Genomic DNA, 24,517 nt, shown 5'->3' on the forward strand with positions numbered 1-24,517 from the left:
TGCTCAGCAGATATTGCTCTTCAGCCTAGACCTGCTTCGATCAGGCTCATCGCTTCGCTGAGCGCATCCTGACCTGTGAGCCAGTGGGGATTGTGTTGGCGGCGGAACCAGGTGCGCTGCCGCTTGGCAAATTGCTGCGTGCGCTGGGTGGTGGTGGCGATGGCCTGCGCTTCGCTCAGGCCTCCTTGCAGCACTTCGAGTGCTTCGCCATAGCCGATCGTTTTCAGCATGGGAAGGTCAGGCCCATAGCGCTGGCTCAGTCGCTGCGTTTCTTCAATCAAGCCCTCCTGATAGATCTGTTGAGTTCGTTGGGCGATGCGCGATCGCAGCTCCACGGGGTCGAGTCCGAGCTCCAGCACGCGCCAGGGCGGCGGATTGCTCGACTGTTGCTCACTCATCGGTTTGCCGCTGGCGTACAGCACCTCCAGAGCGCGTTGGGTGCGAACCGCATCTGCTGGAGCGATCTTTGCGGCCGCTGGGGGATCGGCCTGTTGGAGGAGTTGATGGCAGTTCTCTTGACCCAGTGAGCTGAGTTGGCGGCGCAGCTCGGCTTGAGGGGGCACGGCCGGAGGCTGCAAACCCTGAGTGAGGGCCTTCAGATACAGGCCGCTGCCTCCGGCTAGAAAGGCCACGCCTCGATCCTTGAGCACCTGGCTCACGGCTGCAGCGGCTTCCTGCTGAAACTCCTGAAGAGTGATCGGTTGATCAGGGGAGCGCAGGTCGAGGAGGTGATGGGTCACGCGCCGTTGTTGCTCGGCCGTGGGTTTGGCCGTGCCGATATCCATCTCTCGGTAAAGCTGGCGAGAATCGATGTTGAGGATCTCCAGCTGGAAGTGCTCAGCAAGCTCAAGCGCGAGCGCGGTTTTGCCGCTCGCCGTCGGCCCCACCAGCGCCACCACCAGGGGAGCCTCTGCATTGATGTTTGCGTTGTCTTTTGCGTTGACTGTTGCCTCGGCTGTGGTTCCGAATTCAGAGCTGCTCTGTTTCATCGAAGAAACGACGGGTGCATCCCCTTTAAAAATGACGCGTCAGAGGCTTCTACGAGCGCCTCTGGGATACCGGTGGTAAGTTGAAGATGAAAAGGTGGCTGGGCCTACGACGAGCGCATGAGCGAAGCCGCAAAAGTTCAAGCTGCCTACGGCGCTGAACAAATTCAGGTTCTTGAAGGCCTGGAGCCGGTGCGTAAGCGCCCGGGAATGTACATCGGTACCACCGGTCCGCGAGGGCTGCATCACCTGGTGTACGAGGTGGTGGACAACGCCGTGGATGAAGCCCTGGCTGGGCATTGCAACGAGATCACGGTTGTTCTCGGAGAAGACGGCTCAGCGTTTGTGAGTGATAACGGCCGTGGAATCCCCACGGATGTTCATCCCCGCACCGGGAAAAGCGCCCTGGAAACCGTGCTCACGGTGTTGCACGCCGGCGGCAAGTTTGGAGCTGGTGGTTACAAGGTTTCGGGTGGTTTGCATGGTGTTGGTGTTTCAGTCGTTAATGCCCTGAGCGAGTGGGTTGAAGTCACCGTGCGCCGCCAAGGCCAGGTGCATCGCCAGCGCTTTGAGCGCGGTGCCGCCATCGGCAGCCTTGTTTCAGAGCCGCAGCCCGCGGAGGAGAATGGGCTTACTGGCACCAGCGTTTGCTTTAAGCCGGATGATCAGATCTTCACGGTTGGCATTGAGTTTGATTACTCCACGCTCTCGGCGCGATTGCGTGAGCTGGCTTATTTGAATGGTGGTGTGCGCATCGTGTTTCGCGATGAGCGACCGGCTGCCCGGGATTCAGAGGGCCAGCCCCGTGAGGAGCTGTATTTCTACGAAGGTGGAATTAAGGAATACGTTGCCTATATGAATGCGGAGAAAGATCCTCTGCATCCAGAAATTATTTATGTGAATTCAGAAAAAGATGGTGTATCCGTGGAGGCAGCACTGCAGTGGTGCGTTGATGCTTATTCCGACAGCATTCTGGGTTTCGCGAACAACATCCGTACGGTGGATGGCGGTACGCACATCGAAGGTTTAAAAACCGTTCTCACACGCACCCTGAATACGTTTGCGAAGAAACGGGGCAAACGCAAAGACTCCGATTCAAATTTGGCTGGCGAAAACATTCGCGAAGGCCTCACCGCTGTCCTTTCGGTGAAGGTTCCCGAGCCTGAGTTTGAAGGTCAAACAAAAACGAAGCTGGGGAATACCGAAGTTCGCGGCATCGTTGACAGCTTGGTTGGAGAGTCGTTGAGCCAGTACCTGGAATTCAATCCAGGCGTGATCGACATGATCCTGGAGAAAGCGATCCAGGCCTTTAATGCGGCGGAAGCAGCTCGCCGGGCCCGTGAGCTGGTTCGCCGCAAAAGCGTGCTGGAGAGTTCAACGCTGCCTGGCAAGTTGGCCGATTGCAGCACGCGAGACCCTTCTGAATCTGAGATCTACATCGTGGAGGGAGATTCCGCTGGTGGCTCTGCCAAGCAAGGCCGCGACCGCCGTTTTCAGGCGATTCTTCCCTTGCGGGGAAAAATTCTCAATATTGAGAAAACTGACGACGCCAAGATCTACAAAAATACTGAGATTCAAGCTCTGATTACAGCCCTTGGCTTGGGGATTAAGGGTGAAGGCTTTGATGTTAAAAATCTTCGCTATCACCGGGTTGTGATCATGACAGATGCAGACGTGGATGGGGCGCACATTCGGACGCTGATCCTTACCTTCTTCTATCGCTATCAAAAGGAATTGGTGGAAGGTGGATATATCTACATCGCTTGTCCGCCGCTTTACAAGGTTGAGCGCGGAAAAAATCACACCTATTGCTACAACGAGCAGCAATTGCAAACAACTTTGGCTGGATTTGGTGAGAAAGCCAACTACAACATTCAGCGGTTTAAGGGCCTTGGTGAAATGATGCCGAAGCAATTGTGGGAAACCACGATGGATCCCTCCACGCGCATGATGAAGAGGGTGGAAGTGCAAGACGCGCTGGAGGCGGATCGCATCTTCACGATCCTGATGGGCGACAAAGTGGCGCCTCGTCGTGAATTCATCGAAACTCATAGCGCCGATTTGGACATGGCCTCACTCGACATCTAATGCGCATGTCGACAGGGGTTGTGTTGCGTTGGGGTTGGCTGCTTGGCGTGGCCTTGATGGCACCTGCGGCCTTGCCCGCTGGAGGTGCTCAGCGGCGGCTTCCCCCTTTGCGCCGGCAGGAGGGCAAAGGCCCCCTCCTCAGCGGTGAGTGCTGTGTGTTGCGCTCCAGCCCTTTGGTGGCAGCTCCTGCTCTGCGCCGTCTGGAGTTAGGCACTCCTCTCCAGATGTTGCGCCACTGGCGGGGAGACGACGGCCGCGATTGGATTCAAGTTCAGGTGTCTTCAAGCCAGGGTTTGCCAGCTGGTTTTCAGTCAATTCGGGGATGGGTGCATGGCTGAAGCATTCACCGCAGGTCAGGTGGTGCTGGTGGGGATTGGCGCCATTCCTGGTGCGTGGCTTCGTCTGCGAATTGTCAATCACTTCGAGCCGATGGTTCCCCGCAAGCATTGGGGAACCTTTGCTGTCAATCTCGTTGCCGCCTTTGCCCTCGGTCTGGTGCTTGGCCTGCAAGTGAATGATCCCTGCGCAACCTCTAAAGGACTTGCCGGGCTCACCTTATTGATTGGAGTGGGCTTTTTTGGCAGCCTCAGCACGTTTTCCACCTTTGCCGTTGAGTTGCTCAACACCCTGAAGCAGAGGAATTGGCTGGAAGCGCTGTTCCTAGGTGTGGGTTCGATTGTGGGTGGCTTGGTGGCGGCTGGCTTTGGCTACGGGCTTGGCTTGGCGGAAGGAGGTCTCTGATGCCGCAGTCTTCATCCACCACCAACAACATCGATGCCACCACGAATCGGCTCAGCTTGAGGAAAGACCTGAGCGAACTGTTGCTCGTTGCTCTGGGTGCCGTTCCTGGCGCTGTGATGCGTTGGCAGGTCGGAAGTCATCTGCAAGACAACAACGTGATTGTGAACGTGCTAGGTACACTCGTTCTAGGTTGGCTGGTAGGGCTTCCGCTTCGTCCGAAACGTCAACTGTTGATCGGTATCGGTTTCTGCGGTTCCGTTACCACCTTCAGTAGTTGGATGGTGGACTGCGTGGTCTTCATCGCGCAAGGCGACTGGTTGGCTGCTCTTGGGCTCATTGGACTCACCCTGGGGCTGGGGCTTGGTGCCGCAGCCCTGGGTGTCGTCTCTGGCCGGAGCTTGGTTAGGCCTTAAGGGCGGCTTCGATAGCAGTTTTCAGTTCATCGGAATCGGGCTCAATGCCGCTCTTGAAACGCGCGATCACCGTGCCGTCTTTGCCCACGAGGAACTTTTCAAAGTTCCAAGCCACATCGCCGCTTGGCTCTGTTTTGTTGAGGGTGGTGTAGGGCTCCGTGGTGCTACCGGTGGCATGCACTTTGTCGAACAGCTCAAAGCTGGCGTTGTAAGTGGTGGAGCAAAAGCTTTTGATCTCCTCTAAAGACCCGGGCTCTTGTGCGCCAAAATCGTTGCAGGGGAAACCCAATACCTGCAGTCCTTGAGCGCCGTAGCTGTCTTGCAGCGCTTGAAGGCCGCTGTACTGGCGAGTGAAGCCGCAACGGCTCGCCACGTTCACAATTAACAGCACTTTGCCGGAATAGGAGCCGAGTGATTTGTTGGCGCCGTCAGGGGTGTTGACGGACACGTTGCTGATGTTGGGAGCCATAACGATGGAGGGTGCAATCGGCGCCGACGATAACCGGCTGCAGACCCACTTAGGATTAGAAGGGCTGGGCGGAAAGCATGGAGGAAGCCCACGGCCTCAGTGGTGTGAGCGTCACAAATGATTTGGTGGCTGAGGTTGTCGCTCAGCAACTGGAGTCGATGTTGTCCGTTGGCAATTACGACGGCGTCAAGTTGCTGTTGGCACCGGTTCAGCCTGTCGATGTGGCAGAAGCCGTTGGCTGCCTTCCAAGAACGCTTCAGGCACTGGCCTTTCGACTGCTCGGCAAGGACGAAGCGATTGAGGTGTACGAATACCTTGAGCCAGCCATTCAGCAGAGCTTGTTGGAGCGGCTGCGTTCCAACGAAGTGCTGGAGCTCGTGGAGGAGATGTCACCCGATGATCGGGTGCGCCTGCTTGATGAGCTCCCGGCCAAGGTGGTCCGCCGTCTTTTGGTGGAGCTCAGTCCCGCCGAGCGGCGTGTGACCGCCCAGTTGCTTGGTTATGCCCCTGAAACGGCTGGCCGTTTGATGACAACGGAATACATCGATCTCAAGGAATTTCAGACGGCTTCGCAGGCTCTCAGCATCGTTCGCCGCCGTGCACGAGAAACCGAAACGATTTACAGCCTCTATGTCACGGATGGGCAGCGACACCTCACCGGAATTTTGTCGTTGCGAGATTTGGTCACGGCCGATCCCAGCGATTGCATTGGTGATGTGATGACGCGGGAAGTGGTGAGCGTTGGCACCGACACCGATCAAGAGGAGGTGGCCAGAGCGATTCAGCGTTACGACTTCCTGGCCGTGCCTGTTGTGGACCGGGAACGTCGTCTTGTGGGGATCGTTACGGTGGATGACGTCATCGACGTGATCGAGCAGGAAGCCACCCGTGACCTCTACGCCGCTGGTGCGGTGGAGGCCGGGGATGAGGATGATTATTTTCAGAGCAATTTGTTCACCGTGGCGCGTCGTCGCGTGGTGTGGCTTGCGGTGCTGGTGATTGCGAACGGCTTCACAACCCAGGTGATCGCGATGAACGATGCCGTGTTGCGTGAGGTGGTGATGCTTGCGGCCTTTATTCCTTTGTTGATTGGGACCGGTGGAAACGTGGGTGCCCAGAGTTCCACGGTGGTGATTCGTGGACTGAGCACCCAACGGATTCAACCCTTGGGCCCCTGGCGTGCGGTTGTGAGGGAGGCGCTCGCCGGTGCCTTGCTGGGCCTGTTGATGCTTTTGGTGGTGGTGCCATTCGCTTGGTGGCGTGGCGACGGTCCGCTTGTGGGGATGGCGGTTGGCATCAGTTTGTTGGCAATTACCACCTTGGCCGCCACGGCTGGTGCTGCCTTGCCGTTGCTGTTTAACCGCATGGGCCTCGATCCCGCCCTGATGTCAGCCCCCTTCATCACCACAGCCACAGACGTAGCGGGCGTATTTATTTATCTGAAAACAGCGGAGTGGTTGCTGCTTCATGCGCCCCAGTTGCTCGAGAGCACGAGTATTTCTACTCATTTACTCGCTTCGCTCGCTTTCTGAGAGTTCGTTTACGTTTCTTAGGGTTAGTCTTTACAGAACTAAATGAAGCGTCATGGCTCCTGCTGCTGCTGTTGCTTCCCGCCCCGCATCTGCCTCCACCGGTCGCGCCTCTGGCGCTGAAGTCGACTTAGTCCGTTCGTATTTGCGAGACATCGGCAGAGTGCCGTTGTTGAGTCACCAGCAGGAGATCACGCTGGGCCGTCAGGTGCAGGAGCTGATGGATCTCGAGGCGTTGGAAGCGGAATTAAAAGATCAGCGCGGCGAAGACCAGGTGGCCCGAGAAGAAGTGGCCAAAGCCGCTGGTGTGAGTGCAGCGCAACTCAAGCGCAAGCTGCAGGCGGGCCGGCGAGCCAAAGAGCGGATGGTGGCTGCCAATTTGCGCTTGGTGGTGAGCGTCGCCAAGAAATACACCAAGCGGAATATGGAACTGCTGGATTTAATCCAGGAGGGAACGATTGGTTTGGTGCGTGGTGTGGAGAAATTTGATCCCACCCGGGGCTACAAATTCAGCACCTATGCGTATTGGTGGATCCGTCAGGGCATCACCCGTGCGATTGCGGAGAAGAGCCGAACGATTCGCTTGCCGATTCACATCACCGAGATGTTGAACAAGCTGAAAAAAGGCCAGAGAGAATTAAGTCAAGAGCTGGGCCGCACCCCCTCGGTAACGGAATTGGCCTCGTTTGTGGAACTTCCTGAAGAGGAAGTGAAGGATTTGATGTGCCGTGCCCGTCAGCCTGTGAGCTTGGAGATGAAGGTGGGAGATGGGGATGACACCGAATTGCTGGAGCTGCTGGCCGGTGATGCTGAGCTGCCGTCTGAACAGGTGGAAGGCGAATGCTTGAAGGGAGACCTGCGTGATCTATTGAGTCAGCTGCCTGAATTGCAGGGAAAGGTGTTGCGTATGCGCTACGGGATGGACGGGGAAGAGCCGATGAGCCTCACGGGCATTGGCCGCATCATTGGCATCAGTCGTGACCGCGTGCGCAACTTGGAGCGCGATGGCCTAGCTGGATTGCGTCGTCTAAGCGATCAAGTTGAAGCTTATGTTGCATGTTAAAAGATAACAGCTCAGTTAGTTGACTTTTCTGAAAAATTTTACTAGCTGCTCAAAGTTAAGATAGCCAGCTTGGATCGAATCTTGTTTTTTAATAATTAATTTGGTTTAATTCAAAATTATATCATTTTCTATAGTTTATTTTTAAATTTTGAATTTATTGTTATGAGTTTATTGCGGCATTTGCTATTAAATGCCTTTAGGATGTATATCTTTGCTGTCTTTGATCGGTGCATAAAGCATGAATAACACGTGCTTGCCAGTTTTTTTACATGTTGGTTGCGGTCCTCAAGGCCAATCTGAAACTCCCTTTGCGGATAAGGTATGGAAGGAGATCCGACTGGATATTGATTCGTCTGTACAGCCAGATGTAGTGGGCACTATGACTGACATGGCTGCAGTTGGAGATTGCACAGTTGATGCGGTTTATTCTTCTCACAACATTGAGCATCTTTACCCTCATGAAGTCCCTACTGCCTTGGATGAGTTCCGTAGGGTCTTAAAGCCTGAAGGTTTCGTCTTGATTACCTGCCCAGATTTGCAGTCAGTCTGTCGTCTGATCGCTGAAGATAAGCTTTGTGATCCTGCTTATGAAAGTGGGATGGGACCTATTGCGCCACTTGATATTCTTTATGGCCACAGGGCTTCGTTGCAAAAGGGTAATTTATATATGGCCCATCGATGTGGGTTTACGGCCAAAGTGTTGGGGGGAACTTTGCGCCAGGCGGGATTTTTGTCTGCTGTGAAGTCGCGTTCCAGGGCTTTCGACCTTTGGGCAATTGGTGCTGTTAATCAATCGGAAGAATGGCTACTTGAGCACGCTAATCATTTCTTTCCTGCTTAGCGAAAAAGTAGAAGCCTATGTTGCTTGCTGATTGAGAATCAGCAGTAAACGTTCATTTACTTCGCTTGGAGATTCGTCATGGGGGCAATGTCCTGCATGGGGAATCACCAATAGAGATTGAATGCAATCAAATTGTTGTTCCCAGTTTTTGGCCTCTTTGACCGGTTCCCAGGGATCAGCTTCCCCCCAAATCATGTGAACGGGAAGGGATAGGGATTCCAGTAAAGACGGCGCCAAATGATCATTAAAGAGGTTGATAAATCCGCGAAACGCTTCAGGGGCTCCTGGTCTTTGGCTTGGTTTGAATAAAAGCGAGACCAAGTCATCATCCACATTGCTCCCACTGGGATAGGCCTGATGGAGCACGCTACGGATCAGCGCTGGGCGGGCCGCATTGCGGAAAAGGGCTGTGCTCAGCCAGCGCTGACTTACCAGGGTTTTAAGGAGGGGGCGGATCCAAGCCATCCAGGCAGGTTGCGTTGCCAATTGCTTGTCATCCATGAGCCGCTGCGCGCAGTCGATCAGTACCACACCCTCGCAGGACACACTTTGGCTCTGCTCTTGCAAAAGTTGTGCGGCTCTGAGGGCAACGACGCCTCCAATGGAATTTCCCACCAACACCACAGGTTGTTGCACGACCTGTTGGCAGAAAGCCACCACCTGTGCCGCCCAGAGATCAAAGCTGTAGCAAAGGTTGTCACCTTCAACGGCATCGTTGTCGCTGAAGTCGTCGCCGAGAAGTGCTCGCGGTTGACTGCTCGTGCCAAAGCCGATCAGGTCGATGGCATACGTGTTAGCAGCGTTGGCCAGCACCGGCATGTTGTATCTCCAGTGCTCTTTGCAAGCTCCGAAACCGTGAATTAGCACAACGGCTAAGGCATGCTCTGGATCAGGTTTGTTTGGCTTTTGGCAGCTCCACCCCACTTGCAATGGCTGACCACAAGGACTGGTCCAGGTCCAGGGTTCTGGAGGGTCAGGGTGCATTGGCAACTGTGGATTCACCGGAGCCGGCATGTTTGTGACCAAACCATCGGGAACTGAGGCCCTTCACTACAACATAGAAAGGCGGCACTACTCCCAGAGAAAGAATGGTGGCTACGATTAAGCCACCAAAAATTACGGTGCCAAGAGATTGTTGGCTTTGAGCTCCTGCCCCATTGGCAACCACTAGGGGGAGAAATCCTGCCAAGGCAGCAATGGCTGTCATCAGGATTGGTCGCAGACGTGACTCTGCTGATGTGATGACAGCTTCTGTAGGGGTTTTGCCTGATTCGAGCTGCTGTTCTGCAACTTCCACGATCAAAATTCCATTCTTGGCGGCAAGGCCAATCAGGGTCACCAAACCGACCTGGGCATAGATATTTAAGTCGATCGAGCGGATCGCCAGAAAGGCCAGGGCCCCCAGCATTGCCAGAGGTACTGTCATCAGGATGATCACCGGTGTGATGTAACTCTCGTATTGAGCTGAAAGCACTAGATAAACAATTAATATCCCAAGTCCGAAGACTAAAATACTGGCGTTTCCTGCTGAGAGTTGAAGTGCTGCGAGTCCTGTAAAGGCGTAGCCAATGTTGTTGAAATTAAGTTTTTGGAAGAGGGTTTGAATGGTGCTTAAGGCTTGCCCAGAACTTGTGCCGACGGCTTGTACGCCTTGAATTAATATCGACCTGTAGAGGTTGTAATGGCTAATAATTGGAGGAGCACTATCTAAATTAGCTGATGCAAACTGAGACACTTGTATTAAGTCTCCATCTCTGCTTTTCACGTAGTAATTGAGGATGTTGTCAATGGCCGAGCGTTCTTCGGCCGTTGACTGAACATAAACATTGCGTACTTGACCATTTTCATAGGTTAGACCCGTGTAGCTGCCACCGGCGAGAGTTGAGATGGTTTTCATTGCATCTTGATAGTCCACATTGAGTGCACCCATCACTGACCTATCTATGTTGACGCCGAAGGCTGGAGCACTAGGAATAAACTGGGAATACAAGGATGAAAATAGACCACTCTCCTTGCCAGCTTTCACCAGTCGCTGGGCTTGAGTGTTCAGCTGATTGAAAGTGTAGTTACCGCTCAGATCGTTAAATTGAAGAGAAAAACCACCTTGCGCAGAAAATCCTGGTACAGCAGGTGGCTGTCCAACGCGGACAAAGCCACTGTTCAATTGAATGAACTTTGCATTTAATCGATCTGCGATCGCGAAAGAACTATGTTTTTCTCCTGAGCGCTCACTTAATGGCTTTAGTCCGAGTAGGATCGCTCCTTGGTCAGGGCTTGAGCCGTTAAATCCAAAGCCGTTAATTACACTGCTGTTGAGGATATCTTTTTCTTGTTCGAGAATCGAAGCGATTTCGCTACCAACGATTTCGGTTTGGCTCAAAGAGGCGCCGTTTTGCAGCTGATAAAAACCCATCAGGTAACCCTGATCTTCATCGGGGATGAAGGCTGCTGGTAAAGCCATGAACGCTAATCCGGTGACGATAATACCGCTGCCTAAGGCCACCATCACCCATCGTCTTGCTGCGATCAGTGTCCTGATCAAATATGAGTATCCACGCTCTAAACGCGCAAAATTTGTATTAAAGAGTCGAAAAATGATGGCGAGGTTGGCACCAGCGAGACCGAACAACACCATGCCCAGTGGATAGGTCCATGCCCCAAATGAGGCTGCACTGAAGCGGCCGAAGGCGAGACCGACAATGACGCCTGCAGTTGGCCAGATCCAGCCCCGTGGTTCAGGTGCTTCGTCGCCGCGTAACAGCAATCCAGAGAGCATGGGTGAAAACGTCAGTGCGTTGAAGGCGGAAATCGCGATGGAGAAGGCGATCGTTAGGGCGAATTGTTTGTAGATGATGCCGATGCTGCCCGGATAAAATGCGACTGGAACAAAAACAGCCATCAGAACCAAAGCCGTTGAAACCAACGCGCCAAAGAGCTCTCCCATGCAGCTCAGAGCTGCTTGGCGAGGTCTCATTCCCGATTCAATGTTTTTCGAAACAGCTTCGATAACGACGATTGCGTCGTCGACCACAAGGCCTGTGGCTAAGACCAATCCAAGGAGAGTCAGTTGGTTAATTGAGAATCCAAATACCTTGATGAAGGCGAAGGTTCCGATCAAGGAAATCGGAATCGCAAGGCTTGGAACAATGGTGGCGCGCCAATTCTGGAGAAAGAGAAAAAGGATTAGCAGCACCAATACAATTGCTAAACCCAGTGCATCGACAACACCGTCCACTGAAGACTCGATAAACTGCCCAACGTTGTAGATTTGATTAACTGAAACTCCTGGTGGAACTTTTGTCGCAAATTCATCAATCTTGTTGATCACGTCTTTGGCTACATCAAGAGCATTGCTGTCGGAGGTTTGGTAAATGGCGATAGATATGGCATCATGCTTCTTGGAATTAATTGCCGAAGTTGTGTAGTCATTGAAGCCGTATGTGACTTCTCCTACATCTCGAAATCTCAATAAATTTCCGCTGCTTGTGCGGCCTACGATCAGATTCTCAAAGTCATCAATCGATAGTAAATTACCGTTGCCCTCAACGAGTAGTGGATAGGTATAGGCCTGGTCACCCGATGCAGGTGGTCCTCCCACCAAGCCTCCTACCGCCGTACTGTTTTGGGCCTGTAGAGCGCTAACTATGTCGTTGGCGATAAGGTTGTTGGCTTTGAGTTTATTGGGATCAGCAAATAAACGATAAGCAGGATTGCTGCCGCCGATGATAGTGACGTTGGCCACTCCTGGCACGCGTCCAAGTTGGTAATAAAGTTTGTCATAAATCAGGCCATTAAGGTAGGCGGAATCAAATTGCCCCTGTGTTGAAGACACTTGGTAAGCAAGTAGGATTGAAGGGGTGCTCTGCTTGACTGAAACACCTAAATTTGCGACTTGAGAGGGTAGCTGGTGCATCGCCAGAGAAACTCTGTTTTGCACGTTTACCTGTGCTATATCAATATTAGTTGACTCGTTGAAATAGACTGAAATGAGGCTTTGGCCCTCCATATTGCTTGTGGAGGAGATATAAGCTGCGTCAGGTACACCATTGATTTGCTGTTCAAGCGGGTTTGTTACTGCTTGCTCCGTAGCTAAAGAGTTGGCGCCATTGTAAGTGGCTGTAACTGATATTAAAGGTGGTGCAATGTTAGGGAGATTCGCTATTGGCAGGCTGGGGATTGCAATGATCCCCAGCAATACAATTAAAATGCTACAGACTGTGGTGAGAACAGGCTTCCTGATGAAATTATCCGAAAATGCCATGAATTTAGTTGATCCCGCCAGATGAGTTAACGGTTGTTGCCTTTACGGGCATGCCACTTTTCAGACGAGCAGTATTACTTACTGCAACATATTCTCCTTCTCGTAGGCCTGACTCGACTGGGTATGTATTGTTGTCGAGTGGACCAAGTTGTACTGGCCTTTGTATGACAATAGTTGTGTCACCGGGCAGTTCTTCAAGCTTCTTTTTATCTGCTTCTTGAATTGTCGTTGATGCTTTGATTTTGGTTAAAATCTGATTTAGTGGCTTCACTACGTATACAAAGGATTTCTCGGCTTCCATGAAAACGGCTTGAACCGGTACGCCGAGGCCTTGCGTTCTGCTCGTAATGATCTCGCTGTTGACAAACTGTCCGGTTTTAAGTTGGTTTGTGAGATTTGGAAAAGTCGCTTTTACTTTGACTGTATTTGCACCTTCATCAGTTCCTGGAAGTCCAAAGTAGGGTGAAATAAAAGTAATTTTTCCTTGCCCAACGATGGGTGGTTTTCCTTGTGATGCGACATTTACATCTTGTCCAATTTTGATTCGGTTGGCTTGAGTGGCAGGGATTTGCATCAAAGTCCAAAGGGTTGAATTGTTGACAATTCCTGTGATTGCTTCCCCCGTTTTAATGTAGTCCCCAATTTTGACAGTATCGAGATCACCGACAATTCCATCAATTGGTGACCGCACAAACTTGTAATTAAGGGTGGCCTTGTCAGTAATAGCCTGGTCGCGAGATTGAATCGCCAATGTGGCGTAGTAGTCTCTCTGTTTCGCTGATGTTGCTCCCCGCTCGTAAAGATATTGATAGCGTTCAGCGTTAATGAAATTTGTTCTTGCTTCCGCTTTTGAAGCGTTGAGTGCAGCACTCTGCTGCGTGTTGTCTAATACGATAATGATTTGACCTGCTTGTACCGTGTCTCCTTCTTTTACCAATTTCTTGATCACTCTTCCATCGGTTTCTGGTCGAAGTGCCACATTGGTTGTGGACTCGAGCACACTGACCGTATTTACGCTTTGCTTAAAACTACTGTCTGTAATTTTGGCAGTTTGAACTGCTAGGGCTTGTCTATTGGAATTGTTAGTCTGACTGCATGCTGCAAGGGCAGCTGACGCTATCAGAGCAAAAGTGAGTGGACCGCGCACACGGGTGTGTATTTCTCTACTCATGTTACTGATTCCTAGCGTTCTCGCCAAGCTTTTGTTAATGATTGATAGGTATTCCTTCTTTTGTTGTCATGAAAGCGAGATGGGCGCAACTTGTCAGTGAGAGTTTGAGTGCTTACTGCAAACATCTATAAATATGGTGTTTTGGATTCAAGGCCCTTGGTATTCAAAGTCCCAATGAGGAGGCTGTTTTTGTGGGTTTGTCAGTGTTTATAGATTGTTTTCTGTGTGCAGCTTTCGGTTTGGAGTATTGCAGCTGCTTTAAGGTTGAGGATTTAAGTGATTTTATTCTGATTGGGCGTATCAATCCTCGGTTGACGGGTTTTCAAGCATTTTTGCGAGGCGGTTAGTGTTATCAACGTGAGCTTCTGGATCGCCTACTAACCTGAAATCGCCATTCTGTTGCCACCAATTGAGTTTCAGGTTGCTAGCTCTATTATCAATGCCAGCCATTTGAAAGCCACCTTTGTTTTGCCATCGGCAAGGCACTCCGAGTTGGCAGACGAGTTCTTGTAATTCTCCCAGGCTTCCTTAGAAATGTATGTTTATCTTTAATTGCCTTTGCTACTTTTGAGCGGTGACAGCGCCTGCTTTTGGGGACCACTTCATAAACAAAAGGCTGTTGCGCTTGCATCACCACGGCCTGCACCCGTAACGACATCTAGGCACTCGATCCTGTAATGATTTCGGAGGACACCTATTGGCTTTTGTTGAATTGTCCGGTGAGGTTGGAGAACACCGCCTTCACCATCAGGGTGTTGGAAGGGTTGCTGGCTTCTGGAATGGCGTGGCATGGCGATACAACGGTGATTGTGCTTTCACCAGTGATTTGTGGGGTGGATGCGATGCGAGTTGTACAGGTTGCCCCACCTTGATCTGGGATCCCCGTGCGGCATGAATTTCCATCAAGGTCCATATGGTGGGGATGTCCTCAATGTCGGTGATGATGTCTCCTGTATTGACGTAATCGCCGATTTTTACGGCGTCCAAGTCACCCACCACACCATCAATAGGAGAGCGAATAAATTTGTAATTAAGATTGGACTTGTCTGCGACGGCTTGATCCCGAGATTGGATCACCTTGGTCTCGTAGGCATCACGGCGCTTTGCGGATGCGGCTCCTTGTTCGTAGAGAAAAGGATAACGCTTAGCATTCACTCTGTCGTAGCGAGCTTGTGATCGAGATGTATCGAGCTGAGCGCTGAGTTGCGTGTTGTCAAGCACAAGAATCACTTGACCCGCCCTCACTTGATCTCCTTAACTGACCATTTTCTTGGTCACTTTTTCATTGGGTGCTGGTCGAAGTGCCACATTGGTTTTGGGTCCTAGAGGGCTTACGACTTTGATGCTGGGTTGGAATCGGCCCTGGAAATCGTTGCGGTGTGATGGATAAAAAAGTTGTGCCGGATGCTTGCTCTGGCCGCATCCTGCAAGCGCAACGGTGAGAGTCAGTCCAACAGCAAGGGGGCCGCACAGTGCAACCGATGAGTTTCGCGGACATTGTGGCCTTTGGCGACCGATGACGCCTTAACGAGTTGTGTGTTGCAAGGCGTTGAGCTCGATCTTGCTCAGATCTGCTCGCTTACTCCTGAACGGTCCGAATGTCAGAACATCACGCGTGGATCGATTTGGCCAAAGTGGTTGATGAGATCGGGCAGTCCCTTCTCGTTCCGCGTTGCGATCGTTTCATTCTTAGGTGCTTGATTGTTTTTGGAGGCAGTAATAAGTCTCTTTGAATATGAATGATTATGCGGATTATGCTGTTTTGGCCTATGATTGAATTGATTAATGCTTTGTTGCTCAGGATTCTTGTGGCGAAGGGATTGATTGGAAAAGTGATTTGTTCCTTCGCGTGAATCAACTCTTGAGACGTCGCTTTTGGATGGCTAACGCCGTGCTCATTGGCTGTTGTGTTTTTGCTCCTGCAGGTGGTTTGGCAGCACCACGTGTTTTAAGAGTTGGTGTGGTGGAAGGGAGCCAGCCTTGCAGCTATCGCGAAGGTGGTGTTTGGAGGGGGCTGGCTGTCGACCTTTGGACGCAAGTTGCACAACGGGAGAACCTTCATTACAGGCTGATTCAGATGCCTTCCATCCAATCGATGTTGGATGCGACGCGCGTAAATGAACTAGATGTAGCCGTTGAGTGCATTAATCTAAGCCCTAATCGTCTTCGTGTGTATCAATTTAGCTTGCCTTTCCAGGAGGATGGTCAGGCCTTCTTGGTTGCCAACGATCCTTTCAGTTTGAGTCGAGCCTTCCTGGCGGCGTTGCTTAGCCCTTCGTTGATGCGCATGGTTGCCCTTTTAATGTTGTTGTTGTTTGTGATGAGTGCACTGGTTTGGTGGGTTGAGGATTACTCAAGCTTGGCCAAGTGTGGTCGAAAAGGACCCTTGCATCGCTTTATCAAAGTCTTCACGATCATCCTCACGGGAGAAGGTGATGCGGAGATTGTAGATACATCTAGAGGCCGTGCTGTCTTAATGGCGGGTTACGTTGTACGCAATATTTCTAGTGCTGTTTTGGTGGGGTTTTTAACGGTTGAACTGGTCCAGGAAGCGCAAGGTTTGGCGAGTCGTCGTTTGAGCTCTTTTGATGAACTATCAGCGATGCGCGTTGGTTATAAATCCGGAACGGTTAGCGAAGAATTATTGAAAGAGCTTGGTATGCAATTGGCTGATTCTTCGCCTTCGTCCAAACCTGGCCGTGTGCCGATTGATTCGATTCGCCAGTCCTTGGTTGCGGTCAAGGAGGGTCGGGTGAATGGGGTGCTGGCAGACGAGTTGCAGCTCCGTTATCTCAAGGCTCATGCGGCTTCTTCCGAAATCATTCCTGTATTGGCGATGTCTGGGATTCGCCCAGAACTTCAAGGATTTGCTTTGTCACCCGATCTCGATCCTGAAACGGTGAAGCGCATTAACCTTGCGATCAGCCAGCTCAAGCGCAACGGCTTGGTGCAACAGCTTCGAAATGAAGCTCTTGCAGGACCTGGAGCTAAGAGCGATCTCTCAATGTTTTAAAGCGAATTGAACCCCAATGCATTAGTTCAACAGCAGGCGATCGACGACATCACGCCATCTCAAACTTTCTGCTTGTTGTTGAACACCAACGCTTGTTCTTTTGTGCTGAGTGCTGGCTGAACGATGCTCTGCAGGAGTCGGTCTAGTTCGTCTTGATCCAGGCGATCGTTGCCATTGCTATCCACTGGCATTAAATACAACAGCAAGCGTTCTTCTCCCTCTCGGAGGCGTTGCAGTCGTTGGATGAGTTGGTTGAATTCTGTGCAATCAATGCGTTCATCACCGTTGAGATCTATCGACGCCATTGTTGCCGTTAATTGATCGTTGATGGATGAGGTTCGGCGTTCCTCGGTTCGAGCACGTGCTCGATTGCCTCGGCTGTTTGAGAGAGGCCCTTCTCTTGTTGGATGAGCTTCTGCAGTTGGAGAGCACGCTTTTTGAAGCTTGAGCTAGTGGAGAGGATCTGCAAGCTTTCACTGAGAGACTCTGTTGTCACCGTTCTTGCTGAGAATGTGGCTGGACTGACGCCCAACTGCTCAAGGGTGTGGCCCCATGCGGGTTGATCGGCGAAGAAGGCCACCACAATGCTGGGGATCCCGCTGATCAATGTGGTGGCTGTTGTCCCAGCACCACCGTGGTGGATGGCTGCTTGCAACCGAGGGAAGAGCCACTGATGGGGACAGTGTTCGAGCACAAACACTGACTCCGGTAAGGAGCCTTTCGGCAAGACACGACCCCATCCCGGCGAGAGGATCAGTCTCTGATTGGTTTGGCATGCCGCGGTGATGACGATCTCGGCAAGCCGTTCTGGATCTCTTGGGATCATGCTTCCAAAACCGGCATAAAACGGTGCTGGGCCTTGTTGCAGAAAGTCCCTCAGCTCTTTTGGGGGGTCATAGGACTGGGTTTCGTGGTTTTTGGAGAGGCAGAACCCCGTGACCTTGGCGTCAGAAGGCCAGTCAGAGGGGCGGGGGACAACGTGCTCGCTGAAGAGATGCAGAACCGTTGGCGATTGCAGCAAGGGAGGAGCATCCTCTCTGGCGGATGCTCCGTTCCAGGGCAGTTTGGGTAGTCCCAGCTTCTGACGAAAGGACTGAATCGTTTTGCTTTCCTGTCGCCATTTGAGGAGACGAATGGCTTCATAGCTGAGCTGGTTGAGTTTTCCCTTGATCCGATTGCGAAGTCCTTTCTCATTGCCAGAAAGGTTCTTTGGCCAGTTCAGAAAGGGGAACGTTGTTGTGCTGATTAAAGGAATGGGGCTAACCACGGCGAACCGACAGCCCTCCGCCTCGGCAAGGTGATAACCCCAGAGAGCCAATGGAGGAGTGATGAGTAGGTCGCAGCCATCGATTGCTGTGCGAGCCGTTTCCAACCATTGAGTGAGCAAATTGTTCTGGATTAAGCGAACGGGCTTGCCCTCCATCAATTGAAGTCCGTCTTCTGAAGCCATAAGCTCATGGAAGTCTCCGGGAAGGGAGGTGAACCGCATCCCGGCGTCTTCTGCGGCCTCTTGGAAGTTGGGGCTGCCGATGAGGTGCACCGTATGACCGCGCTCTTGAAGTTCCTTTAGAAGGGCTAGGTAGGGCTCGAGATCACCGCGTGAGCCAACGCTGATCAGATGGATGGATGCCATGGGTAACGACGTTTAGATCCAGTTATTGTGTGCAATTTCTGTGGGGTGTGCTGGTTTTTACTTTTAGAAATTTCTGAGATATTTGTTAGCGCTCCTGCCCCTTCATTGATTGCTACTGAGCAGCACGATTAAAGAAAATATTCTCTCCCTTGGTTCGGGGCTAGGACCGTCAGCATTCACCTTTGATCACGAGGAAATTCATTTCTGAATGGAGCAGCTTTCATCCTTGAGATGATCTGACACCACAGTCCATCTGCGTGGTCGGTCTCATCTCGCATTTTGTGAAGGTGTCCTTACGTCCGTCAGTCGACTGCCGTTACCCAGTCCATTGGGCAGCCCTGAGAAGAGTGGCTAAGAGTTGATTACCAACACCGCTTCATTGGAGGAAAGCGACTGTGGACGCTGCCCAAGCCAAGAATGGGGATGTTGATGCAGACAACCTCAGACCTCCGCAACCCAAGCGTGGTGGCGGATGGTCCGTGATCACAGGATGGGGACGGGCTTTATTGAGCAGAAGGGGCAAAAGGCTCTGGCGAACGTTGAATCACAAAAGTGCTTGTTTGTCTTGTGCTTGGGGGACTGGAGGTCAGAACGGTGGCTTTCGCGATGAGCTAGGGGAGCCGCTCCAGCGTTGTATCAAAAGTGTTGAGGCGATCCAGTCCGAACTGCAGCCAGCTGTTCCTCGCCATGTTTTTGATCGCCTCAGCCTGGGTGAACTGCAGAACTTTGACTCAGCGTCCTGTGACCGACTTGGGCGCCTGGATCGCCCCTTGATTCATCGGGCGGGTCAGGATTTTTATGAACCGATTCAGTGGGACGAGGTTTACAAACGTCTGGCCGATGCTTTCCTGGCCTCCCCTCCCGAGCGAGTTGCCTCTTACAGCTCTGGACGATCCTCCAATGAAGCGGCTTATTTGCTCCAGTTGTTGATGCGGGCGCGAGGGTCGAATAACCTCGCGGACTGTTCCGATCTCTGCCATGCACCATCGAGTGTGGGACTCACTCGCGTTTTCGGCAGCGGCACCTCCAATGTGAGCTTGGAGAGTTTGCGTCAAGCCGATGGCGTCGTTTTGGTCGGCTCTAACGCCCCGGCGAATCACCCTCGCTTGATGAATGAGTTGATTCGCCTCCGCGATCGAGGGGGCACGGTGGTGGTGATCAATCCTGTGGTTGAAGGGGGTCTTCTCAAATTTGGCTCCCCTGCCTTCCCGATCCGTTCCCTATTGCTCGGGAGTGAGATCGCTTCTCTCTTCTTGCAACCGATTCCAGGATCGGATACGGCCGTTTTTCTTGGTTTTCAAAAGGCCTGGTTGGAAAGTGGCGCTATCGCATGGGAGTTTGTGAAGTCGCATAGCGACGGTTGGGAGGCCTTGCAAGAACAACTGATGTCAACCAGCTGGGAGTCGATCACCCAGTGCTGTGGCCTCAGTCGAGAAGAGTTGGAACACACCGCTGCCCGTTTGGCGAGTTGTCGTGCTGTGGTGTTCGCCTGGGCCATGGGGATCACGCATCACTCCAATGGAACGACCAATGTGCAGGCCATTGCTAACTCGGCTGTTTTAAGCGGAAATGTGGGCCGTCCTGGCACGGGAACAATGCCGATCCGTGGTCATTCCAACGTGCAGGGGTTTGGCTCGATGGGGGTGTCCATTCGCTTGCGCGAACCGATGCGACTGGCCCTCGAAGCATTACTGAAACGCCCCTTGAGCCGCACTCCCGGCTATCACGCCCGTGATCTGATCGAGGCTGCCGATCAGGGGCAGGTGGATGCATTGCTCTGTCTTGGCGGCAATCTGTATGGCGCCAATCCTGATAGCAATCAGGCTCGTCGCGCCCTTGGTCAGATTGACACGGTTGCCTATCTCGCGACCAAACCTAATCAGGGTCATTTTCATGGGCTTGGTGCTCGCCAGACCTTGCTCCTTCCCGTCTTTAACCGATTTGAGACGCCTCACCGCACAACCGTGGAATCTGGTAATAACTGGGTCCGATTGAATGAGCCCGGAACCACTCACTTAAAGCGAGCGAATCTCACCAGCGAAGTGGGATTTTTGGCGGAGTTGGCAGATCGGATTTTTGGTGATGCTCCGATCCATTGGAGACGTCTTCAGGATCCAATTTATGTGCGTGAATTGATTGCTCGCACTGTTCCTGGTTATGAGGAGATGGCCGGCATTGATGTAACGAAGCGCGAATTTGAAGTCAGCGGCCGGGTGTTTCAGACGCCTTGCTTTGCGACGTCAACAGGTCGTGCCCAGCTCGCCCCAACGCTCCTACCCGATCTCAGGTTGCCCGATCCTGATCATTTTGGAGGGTTGGCGGATGGCGAGCGCGGCCTTGTCTTAAGTCTCATCACAGCCCGTAGCCATGGCCAGCACAACACTGTTGTTTATCAATCAGGTGATCGTTATCGGGGCATGCCCCATCGGAAGACGCTGTTGATCAATTCTGAGGATTTGCAGCGCCAAGGGCTCGAGGCTCATGAACGGGTCACGGTTCAGGGCGATGCGGGGCGCCTTGAACAGATCGAATTAATCCCAGGATCGATCCGGCCAGGTTGTGGACTGATGTTTTTCCCAGAAGCCAATGCGTTGATGCTTGGTGTGTCCGACCCGGCATGTGGCACGCCGGCCTTTAAGCGCGTGCCTGTTCTGGTGCGGGCTCCAGCATGGCCAACTGGAGTGTGATCAAACCTCTGTTGCCGCTGGCCTACAACAATCACTTCATCCCATGGGGTTTGGCTTTTGCATTGTCCAGAAGCGGGGTGACTACTAAACGGCTCCCTTGCTTTGGACGGTTAGAACAAGCTTTAGCAACACTCTCCCCTTGCTTTCAGGCGCCTTCAGGTGCCTAAAAGCTATCGGATTAAGGTTGTTTTGACTCGCTCGATGGGCGCGAACAATGGCTGAAAGTGATTTTGATCCCTCAGTGGTGAAGGTCCCTGAGCCCGACTGGATCGGTGATGTTCTTGGCTGCAGGATCAAGAATCTGCGTGTCAATCGTCTTGGTGATGGACGTGGACTTCAATCCACAGCATGGAGGCTTGGCCTTGAAGCCGAGCCGGCTGATGGATGTCCCGCAACGCTCATCCTCAAGAGCGAAACAGCGGATCCAATGTTCAACGAACTCAGTCGTTTGAACAATGCCTTTGAGCGTGAAGTTGGTGTGTATCAACATTGCACGCCGCGCTTGAAGGGCTATCAGCCCGCTGTGTATGCCAGCAGTGGGGAGGCTCCGGCTTGGTTGTTGATGGAGGATCTGTCACACCTGCTCGCAGGAGATCAAGTGGTTGGTCTGACCTATGAGCAAACGCTTTCGGAGGTGCGCAATATGGCAGCCATTCACGCGGAGTTCTGGATGGATTCTGCCTTGGAGCAACACAGCTGGCTCCCCCAACACGGCCTTTGGTTTGCATCACCAAAGCAGAGTGTTATCGAAGACTTTTTTGCGACTTACGGTGTTCGTTTTGGTTCGGAAGTGACCGCTCTTTATGGCGCTGTTCTGGAACAAAGTGACGCAATCAATGCAGCATTGAATCAACGAAAATGGACCCTGATTCATGGTGATTTAAGAGCCGATAATCTTTTGTTCGATGCCAACTTAGAGCCCCTAAATCGGTGATCCTTGATTGGTCATGGGCTGCCCGTGGCCATGCAGCCGTTGATGTGGCCTTTCTGGTGGGTGGCAGTACGCCAGTGGCCCAGAGATTCGGCCGTTACGTTGATTTTGTTCAGGCTTGGCATGCGGTACTCATTGCTAATGGCGTTGAGAATTACAGCTTGGATGATGCTTGGTACGACTGGCGTCTGGCTGCTTTGCGCTGCATGACTGCTGGCGATGCGATGCACGGCTTTGCTTCAAGCGATGCCGCCTCGACTCGCGTGGCGTTGTTTATGGACGATGCGATTCAGCGGCACGCTGCATTTGCCCTGGAATTGGAAGCGTGGCGCGCTTTGCCAGATGCTTCTGTTTTTGCTGCGCCCTGATCGGCGAAGTTGGATGGCATCGATCGATCATCAAGGCTGCATTTCGCGTCGCTTCCTCATCTCCTCCCCGTTGGGTGATGTGTGAGGAATGACAGCTGCGCGTTCAGCGCAGAAGGGGGGATGTTCACTCCGGGGCTTAGCTGATCCCTGCGATCACCTGAATCCATTCCACTCCATGCTCTGAGGCGAAGCTTCAGCCACCAGCCGTATCGGCTGGCTCCGATTGCCGCAGCGGTTGTGCTGGATTGGCATCGACTCCCTGATTGCTGCCGGCAGGTGTTGTGCCAGGAAGAATCTCGAAGTCCGGGCTGAACTGGACCAGCATGGAGCGCAAGTTGTTTGCCACAGCCCGGCTGCCATCCAGCTGCATGACGCCTTCCTGAACCAGTTGATCGAAATCGGCGCTGCCGGTCATCAGGCGCTCGAGTTGCTCCCGCTCGATCGTGATCGTCAAATCGGGGGCCTTCCCGCTGTATCCCTCGATGCTGGTGAGGGCCTCGTTGCTGAGCTCAACGGCAAACCGCTCCCCGTTGTCCGGAGTGTTCAGATTGATGCGGAAGGCCTTGCCTGCGGTTTGTTCCGGATCCAGGCGGATCCCTAGGAAATCAAGCCATAACTGGGTGGACATGGCTTTGATCATGTCTGGACCAGAGGTTTTGGGACTGGAACCCGAGGGGATGCCGGAGCGAAGCTCCAACGCCGCCGCAAGAAAGCTGTTGCGCACGCTTGGACTTTCTTTTTGGTAGCCGATCTGTTCGAAGGCATCAGCGAGCAGATCCTTGGCTGTGTTGTTGTTGGGCTGGGCATAGACCAGCTTGTCGAGAATTTCTGTCGCCAGAAGGTACTGCCCGGCCTTGATCAGGACCTTTGCTTTGGTGAGAATCGGTTTTACACCTCCCATCATTTCCACGTAAAGCGGGGCTGAATCAGACGGCGAAAGCGGCGTCAGTGTTGTGGGGTTGGCGTCCCAATACCCCAAATAGCGGTTGATCACGGCACGGCTGTTGTGTTCTTCAGAGCCGTGATAGCTGTGAGCTGCCCACTGCTGTTTCAGGCTCTCAGGAAGGGTGTAAACATTGTGGATCTCATTAATCGTCACGAATTTGTTGGCGTGATGAAGCACGTTGTTGTTGAGATGGGCGTAAGCATCACGCTGGGCCCGCATCACTTCCTGAATTCGTGCATTGCCCCAACGTGGCCAGCTATGGGAGGCAAACATCACATCGGCCCTACTGCCATAACGAAACAGAGCCTCATTGATTTTTTTGCTTTACTCCAGTGGGTCGCGGATCAAGGCTCCTCGCAGGGTGTAGATGTTGTGGATGGTTCCGGTGATGTTCTCTGCGGCCCAGAACGTTTTGAACTGCGGGAACCAGGTGTTCATTTCCGCTGGGGCTTCGGTGCCAGGGGTGTTCTGGCACTCCATCTCAATCCCGTCGATGGTGATCTTTTCGATCGGCTTGCTGATGATTCGGGAAGGTGGAATTAAACCGGTGGTTCCAGCAGCGGTATTTTTGCCAATGGATTGATCCACATGTCCGAAGGGGCTGCGTGATAACAAAACGCCGTACTGATAAAAAAGACGGCGGTTCATCGCATTGCCGGCGTAGACGTTTTCGCTGACGGCGTGATCCATGAATCCCACCGGAGCAATCACTGGCACCTTGCCTCTACTCACATCTGCTTCGTCGACCACACCGCGGATGCCGCCGAAGTGATCGGCATGGGAATGGGAGATCACCACAGCAGTGACAGGCCGTTCGCCTAACTGATCATTGATGAAGTCGAGAGCAGCGCGGGCGGTTTCCTTGGCCGTAAGCGGGTCAAAGACGATCCAGCCCCGATCCCCCTTAATGAAAGAGATATTGGCTAGGTCGTAGCCCCGCACTTGATAGATGCGATCCGGAACAACTTCATACAGGCCATAGGCCATGTTCAGCACGGCTTGTCGTTGCAGGGAGGGGTGAATGCTTTCGAAGTCCTCTCCGTTGAGCAGCCATTGGTAGCTCTCCATATCCCAGACGACGGTTCCGTCCTCTTTAAGGATTTGTTTGTAGGGGGGTACTGCAATCAATCCTTTTTTGCTTCGTCGAAATCGCGGGTGTCATCAAAAGGAAGGTCACCTTTGTTCTTCAGCCAGAGCTCGACGGTTGCCGCACTAGGCCCCTTGCCCTTCGGATGAAAATGCTGTCCGTGGGCTGCACCTGGATCGGAAAGAACAGCTCCTCCGCCAGCGGCCAGCGCCGTAGCGGGAAGGCTCAAGAGCGGAATGAGTGCACTCGCTCCAGCAATCAGCAAGTTGGTTGTCAAAGCCATGATTGCG

At 52.7% G+C, this 24,517-nt stretch carries 22 protein-coding genes; 11 read left to right on the top strand and 11 right to left on the bottom strand.

Annotation, left to right across the window (positions count from 1 at the left end; translation table 11 throughout):
• Positions 1–20 precede the first annotated feature (20 nt).
• Positions 21–920: a tRNA (adenosine(37)-N6)-dimethylallyltransferase MiaA gene (gene miaA / locus SynROS8604_RS00555; protein ID WP_186545733.1), complete on the bottom strand. Its 900-nt coding sequence runs from the start codon at positions 918–920 to the stop codon at positions 21–23.
• A gap of 186 nt (positions 921–1,106) precedes the next feature.
• Here miaA and gyrB point away from each other — a divergent pair, with 186 nt between their 5' ends.
• From gyrB to SynROS8604_RS00575, 4 genes are read left to right on the top strand one after another with little or no spacing between them, the layout of a single operon-like run.
• Complete coding sequence (gene gyrB / locus SynROS8604_RS00560; RefSeq protein ID WP_186544735.1) at positions 1,107–3,074, top strand: DNA topoisomerase (ATP-hydrolyzing) subunit B; 1,968 nt, start codon at positions 1,107–1,109, stop codon at positions 3,072–3,074.
• Complete coding sequence (locus SynROS8604_RS00565) at positions 3,074–3,412, top strand: SH3 domain-containing protein (protein ID WP_186544736.1); 339 nt, start codon at positions 3,074–3,076, stop codon at positions 3,410–3,412. The genes gyrB and SynROS8604_RS00565 overlap by 1 nt, the downstream gene beginning before the upstream one ends.
• A complete protein-coding gene (locus SynROS8604_RS00570) occupies positions 3,405–3,815 on the top strand; it encodes a CrcB family protein (RefSeq protein WP_186544737.1) in 411 nt (136 codons plus the stop codon). Before SynROS8604_RS00565 ends, SynROS8604_RS00570 begins: the two co-directional genes overlap by 8 nt.
• Positions 3,815–4,228: a CrcB family protein gene (locus SynROS8604_RS00575; RefSeq protein WP_186544738.1), complete on the top strand. Its 414-nt coding sequence runs from the start codon at positions 3,815–3,817 to the stop codon at positions 4,226–4,228. Before SynROS8604_RS00570 ends, SynROS8604_RS00575 begins: the two co-directional genes overlap by 1 nt.
• On the opposite strand, the gene SynROS8604_RS00580 is transcribed toward SynROS8604_RS00575, so the two are convergent.
• Complete coding sequence (locus SynROS8604_RS00580; protein ID WP_186544739.1) at positions 4,218–4,697, bottom strand: glutathione peroxidase; 480 nt, start codon at positions 4,695–4,697, stop codon at positions 4,218–4,220. The genes SynROS8604_RS00575 and SynROS8604_RS00580 overlap by 11 nt on opposite strands.
• 77 nt (positions 4,698–4,774) lie before the next feature.
• On the opposite strand from SynROS8604_RS00580, the gene mgtE reads away from it, so the two are divergent.
• From mgtE to SynROS8604_RS00595, 3 genes are all read left to right on the top strand, one after another.
• Positions 4,775–6,229: a magnesium transporter gene (gene mgtE, locus SynROS8604_RS00585; RefSeq protein WP_186544740.1), complete on the top strand. Its 1,455-nt coding sequence runs from the start codon at positions 4,775–4,777 to the stop codon at positions 6,227–6,229.
• A 52-nt stretch (positions 6,230–6,281) separates the two neighbouring features.
• The gene (locus tag SynROS8604_RS00590; RefSeq protein ID WP_186544741.1) at positions 6,282–7,289 is read left to right on the top strand and encodes an RpoD/SigA family RNA polymerase sigma factor; all 1,008 of its coding nucleotides are present in this window, start codon (positions 6,282–6,284) and stop codon (positions 7,287–7,289) included.
• Positions 7,290–7,527: 238 nt separating this feature from the next.
• On the top strand, positions 7,528–8,130 hold the full coding sequence (locus SynROS8604_RS00595; protein ID WP_186544742.1) for a methyltransferase domain-containing protein: 603 nt from the start codon (positions 7,528–7,530) through the stop codon (positions 8,128–8,130).
• 15 nt (positions 8,131–8,145) lie between these two features.
• On the opposite strand, the gene SynROS8604_RS00600 is transcribed toward SynROS8604_RS00595, so the two are convergent.
• The 4 genes from SynROS8604_RS00600 to SynROS8604_RS15555 form a co-directional block, all read right to left on the bottom strand.
• Positions 8,146–9,114: an alpha/beta fold hydrolase gene (locus SynROS8604_RS00600; protein WP_186544743.1), complete on the bottom strand. Its 969-nt coding sequence runs from the start codon at positions 9,112–9,114 to the stop codon at positions 8,146–8,148.
• Entirely contained in the window at positions 9,104–12,391 is a 3,288-nt protein-coding gene (locus SynROS8604_RS00605; protein WP_186544744.1) for an efflux RND transporter permease subunit, read from the bottom strand. Before SynROS8604_RS00605 ends, SynROS8604_RS00600 begins: the two co-directional genes overlap by 11 nt.
• 4 nt (positions 12,392–12,395) lie before the next feature.
• Complete coding sequence (locus SynROS8604_RS00610) at positions 12,396–13,538, bottom strand: efflux RND transporter periplasmic adaptor subunit (protein WP_255445114.1); 1,143 nt, start codon at positions 13,536–13,538, stop codon at positions 12,396–12,398.
• A 771-nt stretch (positions 13,539–14,309) separates the two neighbouring features.
• The gene (locus tag SynROS8604_RS15555; RefSeq protein ID WP_255445115.1) at positions 14,310–14,783 is read right to left on the bottom strand and encodes an efflux RND transporter periplasmic adaptor subunit; all 474 of its coding nucleotides are present in this window, start codon (positions 14,781–14,783) and stop codon (positions 14,310–14,312) included.
• 658 nt (positions 14,784–15,441) lie between these two features.
• Here SynROS8604_RS15555 and SynROS8604_RS00620 point away from each other — a divergent pair.
• On the top strand, positions 15,442–16,575 hold the full coding sequence (locus tag SynROS8604_RS00620; protein ID WP_186544746.1) for an ABC transporter substrate-binding protein: 1,134 nt from the start codon (positions 15,442–15,444) through the stop codon (positions 16,573–16,575).
• A gap of 59 nt (positions 16,576–16,634) precedes the next feature.
• On the opposite strand, the gene SynROS8604_RS00625 is transcribed toward SynROS8604_RS00620, so the two are convergent.
• Positions 16,635–16,880, bottom strand: coding sequence for a hypothetical protein (locus tag SynROS8604_RS00625; protein WP_255445116.1), 246 nt, complete (start codon positions 16,878–16,880; stop codon positions 16,635–16,637).
• A gap of 8 nt (positions 16,881–16,888) precedes the next feature.
• The gene (locus SynROS8604_RS00630; RefSeq protein WP_186544747.1) at positions 16,889–18,208 is read right to left on the bottom strand and encodes a glycosyltransferase; all 1,320 of its coding nucleotides are present in this window, start codon (positions 18,206–18,208) and stop codon (positions 16,889–16,891) included.
• Between the two features lie 395 nt (positions 18,209–18,603).
• On the opposite strand from SynROS8604_RS00630, the gene SynROS8604_RS00635 reads away from it, so the two are divergent.
• From SynROS8604_RS00635 to SynROS8604_RS00645, 3 genes are all read left to right on the top strand, one after another.
• Positions 18,604–20,895, top strand: coding sequence for an FdhF/YdeP family oxidoreductase (locus SynROS8604_RS00635; RefSeq protein WP_186544748.1), 2,292 nt, complete (start codon positions 18,604–18,606; stop codon positions 20,893–20,895).
• 214 nt (positions 20,896–21,109) lie between these two features.
• Positions 21,110–21,829, top strand: coding sequence for a hypothetical protein (locus SynROS8604_RS00640; protein WP_186544749.1), 720 nt, complete (start codon positions 21,110–21,112; stop codon positions 21,827–21,829).
• Positions 21,826–22,194, top strand: coding sequence for a hypothetical protein (locus SynROS8604_RS00645; RefSeq protein ID WP_186544750.1), 369 nt, complete (start codon positions 21,826–21,828; stop codon positions 22,192–22,194). Before SynROS8604_RS00640 ends, SynROS8604_RS00645 begins: the two co-directional genes overlap by 4 nt.
• Positions 22,195–22,387: 193 nt before the next feature.
• Here the strand turns inward: SynROS8604_RS00645 and SynROS8604_RS15560 are convergent, their stop codons facing one another.
• From SynROS8604_RS15560 to SynROS8604_RS15570, 3 genes are read right to left on the bottom strand one after another with little or no spacing between them, the layout of a single operon-like run.
• Entirely contained in the window at positions 22,388–23,413 is a 1,026-nt protein-coding gene (locus SynROS8604_RS15560) for an alkyl sulfatase dimerization domain-containing protein (RefSeq protein WP_255445117.1), read from the bottom strand.
• Between the two features lie 51 nt (positions 23,414–23,464).
• On the bottom strand, positions 23,465–24,268 hold the full coding sequence (locus SynROS8604_RS15565) for an MBL fold metallo-hydrolase (protein WP_255445118.1): 804 nt from the start codon (positions 24,266–24,268) through the stop codon (positions 23,465–23,467).
• Positions 24,265–24,510, bottom strand: coding sequence for a hypothetical protein (locus SynROS8604_RS15570; protein ID WP_255445119.1), 246 nt, complete (start codon positions 24,508–24,510; stop codon positions 24,265–24,267). Before SynROS8604_RS15570 ends, SynROS8604_RS15565 begins: the two co-directional genes overlap by 4 nt.
• Positions 24,511–24,517 lie beyond the last annotated feature (7 nt).

The sequence above is a fragment of the Synechococcus sp. ROS8604 genome (genome assembly GCF_014279655.1).
GTDB lineage: Bacteria > Cyanobacteriota > Cyanobacteriia > PCC-6307 > Cyanobiaceae > Synechococcus_C.

Bases quoted from the DNA above. Each gene is read 5' to 3' on its own strand.
- SynROS8604_RS00595 (WP_186544742.1), top strand. From the start codon at position 7,528: ATGAATAACACGTGCTTGCCAGTTTTTTTACATGTTGGTTGCGGTCCT.
- SynROS8604_RS00640 (WP_186544749.1), top strand. From the start codon at position 21,110: ATGGCTGAAAGTGATTTTGATCCCTCAGTGGTGAAGGTCCCTGAGCCC.
- SynROS8604_RS00625 (WP_255445116.1), bottom strand. From the start codon at position 16,880: ATGGCGTCGATAGATCTCAACGGTGATGAACGCATTGATTGCACAGAA.
- SynROS8604_RS00565 (WP_186544736.1), top strand. From the start codon at position 3,074: ATGCGCATGTCGACAGGGGTTGTGTTGCGTTGGGGTTGGCTGCTTGGC.
- SynROS8604_RS15570 (WP_255445119.1), bottom strand. From the start codon at position 24,510: ATGGCTTTGACAACCAACTTGCTGATTGCTGGAGCGAGTGCACTCATT.
- SynROS8604_RS15560 (WP_255445117.1), bottom strand. From the start codon at position 23,413: ATGTTTGCCTCCCATAGCTGGCCACGTTGGGGCAATGCACGAATTCAG.
- SynROS8604_RS00570 (WP_186544737.1), top strand. From the start codon at position 3,405: ATGGCTGAAGCATTCACCGCAGGTCAGGTGGTGCTGGTGGGGATTGGC.
- SynROS8604_RS00580 (WP_186544739.1), bottom strand. From the start codon at position 4,697: ATGGCTCCCAACATCAGCAACGTGTCCGTCAACACCCCTGACGGCGCC.
- SynROS8604_RS00575 (WP_186544738.1), top strand. From the start codon at position 3,815: ATGCCGCAGTCTTCATCCACCACCAACAACATCGATGCCACCACGAAT.
- SynROS8604_RS00630 (WP_186544747.1), bottom strand. From the start codon at position 18,208: ATGGCATCCATCCATCTGATCAGCGTTGGCTCACGCGGTGATCTCGAG.
- mgtE (WP_186544740.1), top strand. From the start codon at position 4,775: ATGGAGGAAGCCCACGGCCTCAGTGGTGTGAGCGTCACAAATGATTTG.
- gyrB (WP_186544735.1), top strand. From the start codon at position 1,107: ATGAGCGAAGCCGCAAAAGTTCAAGCTGCCTACGGCGCTGAACAAATT.
- SynROS8604_RS00600 (WP_186544743.1), bottom strand. From the start codon at position 9,114: ATGCACCCTGACCCTCCAGAACCCTGGACCTGGACCAGTCCTTGTGGT.
- SynROS8604_RS00605 (WP_186544744.1), bottom strand. From the start codon at position 12,391: ATGGCATTTTCGGATAATTTCATCAGGAAGCCTGTTCTCACCACAGTC.
- SynROS8604_RS00590 (WP_186544741.1), top strand. From the start codon at position 6,282: ATGGCTCCTGCTGCTGCTGTTGCTTCCCGCCCCGCATCTGCCTCCACC.
- SynROS8604_RS00620 (WP_186544746.1), top strand. From the start codon at position 15,442: ATGGCTAACGCCGTGCTCATTGGCTGTTGTGTTTTTGCTCCTGCAGGT.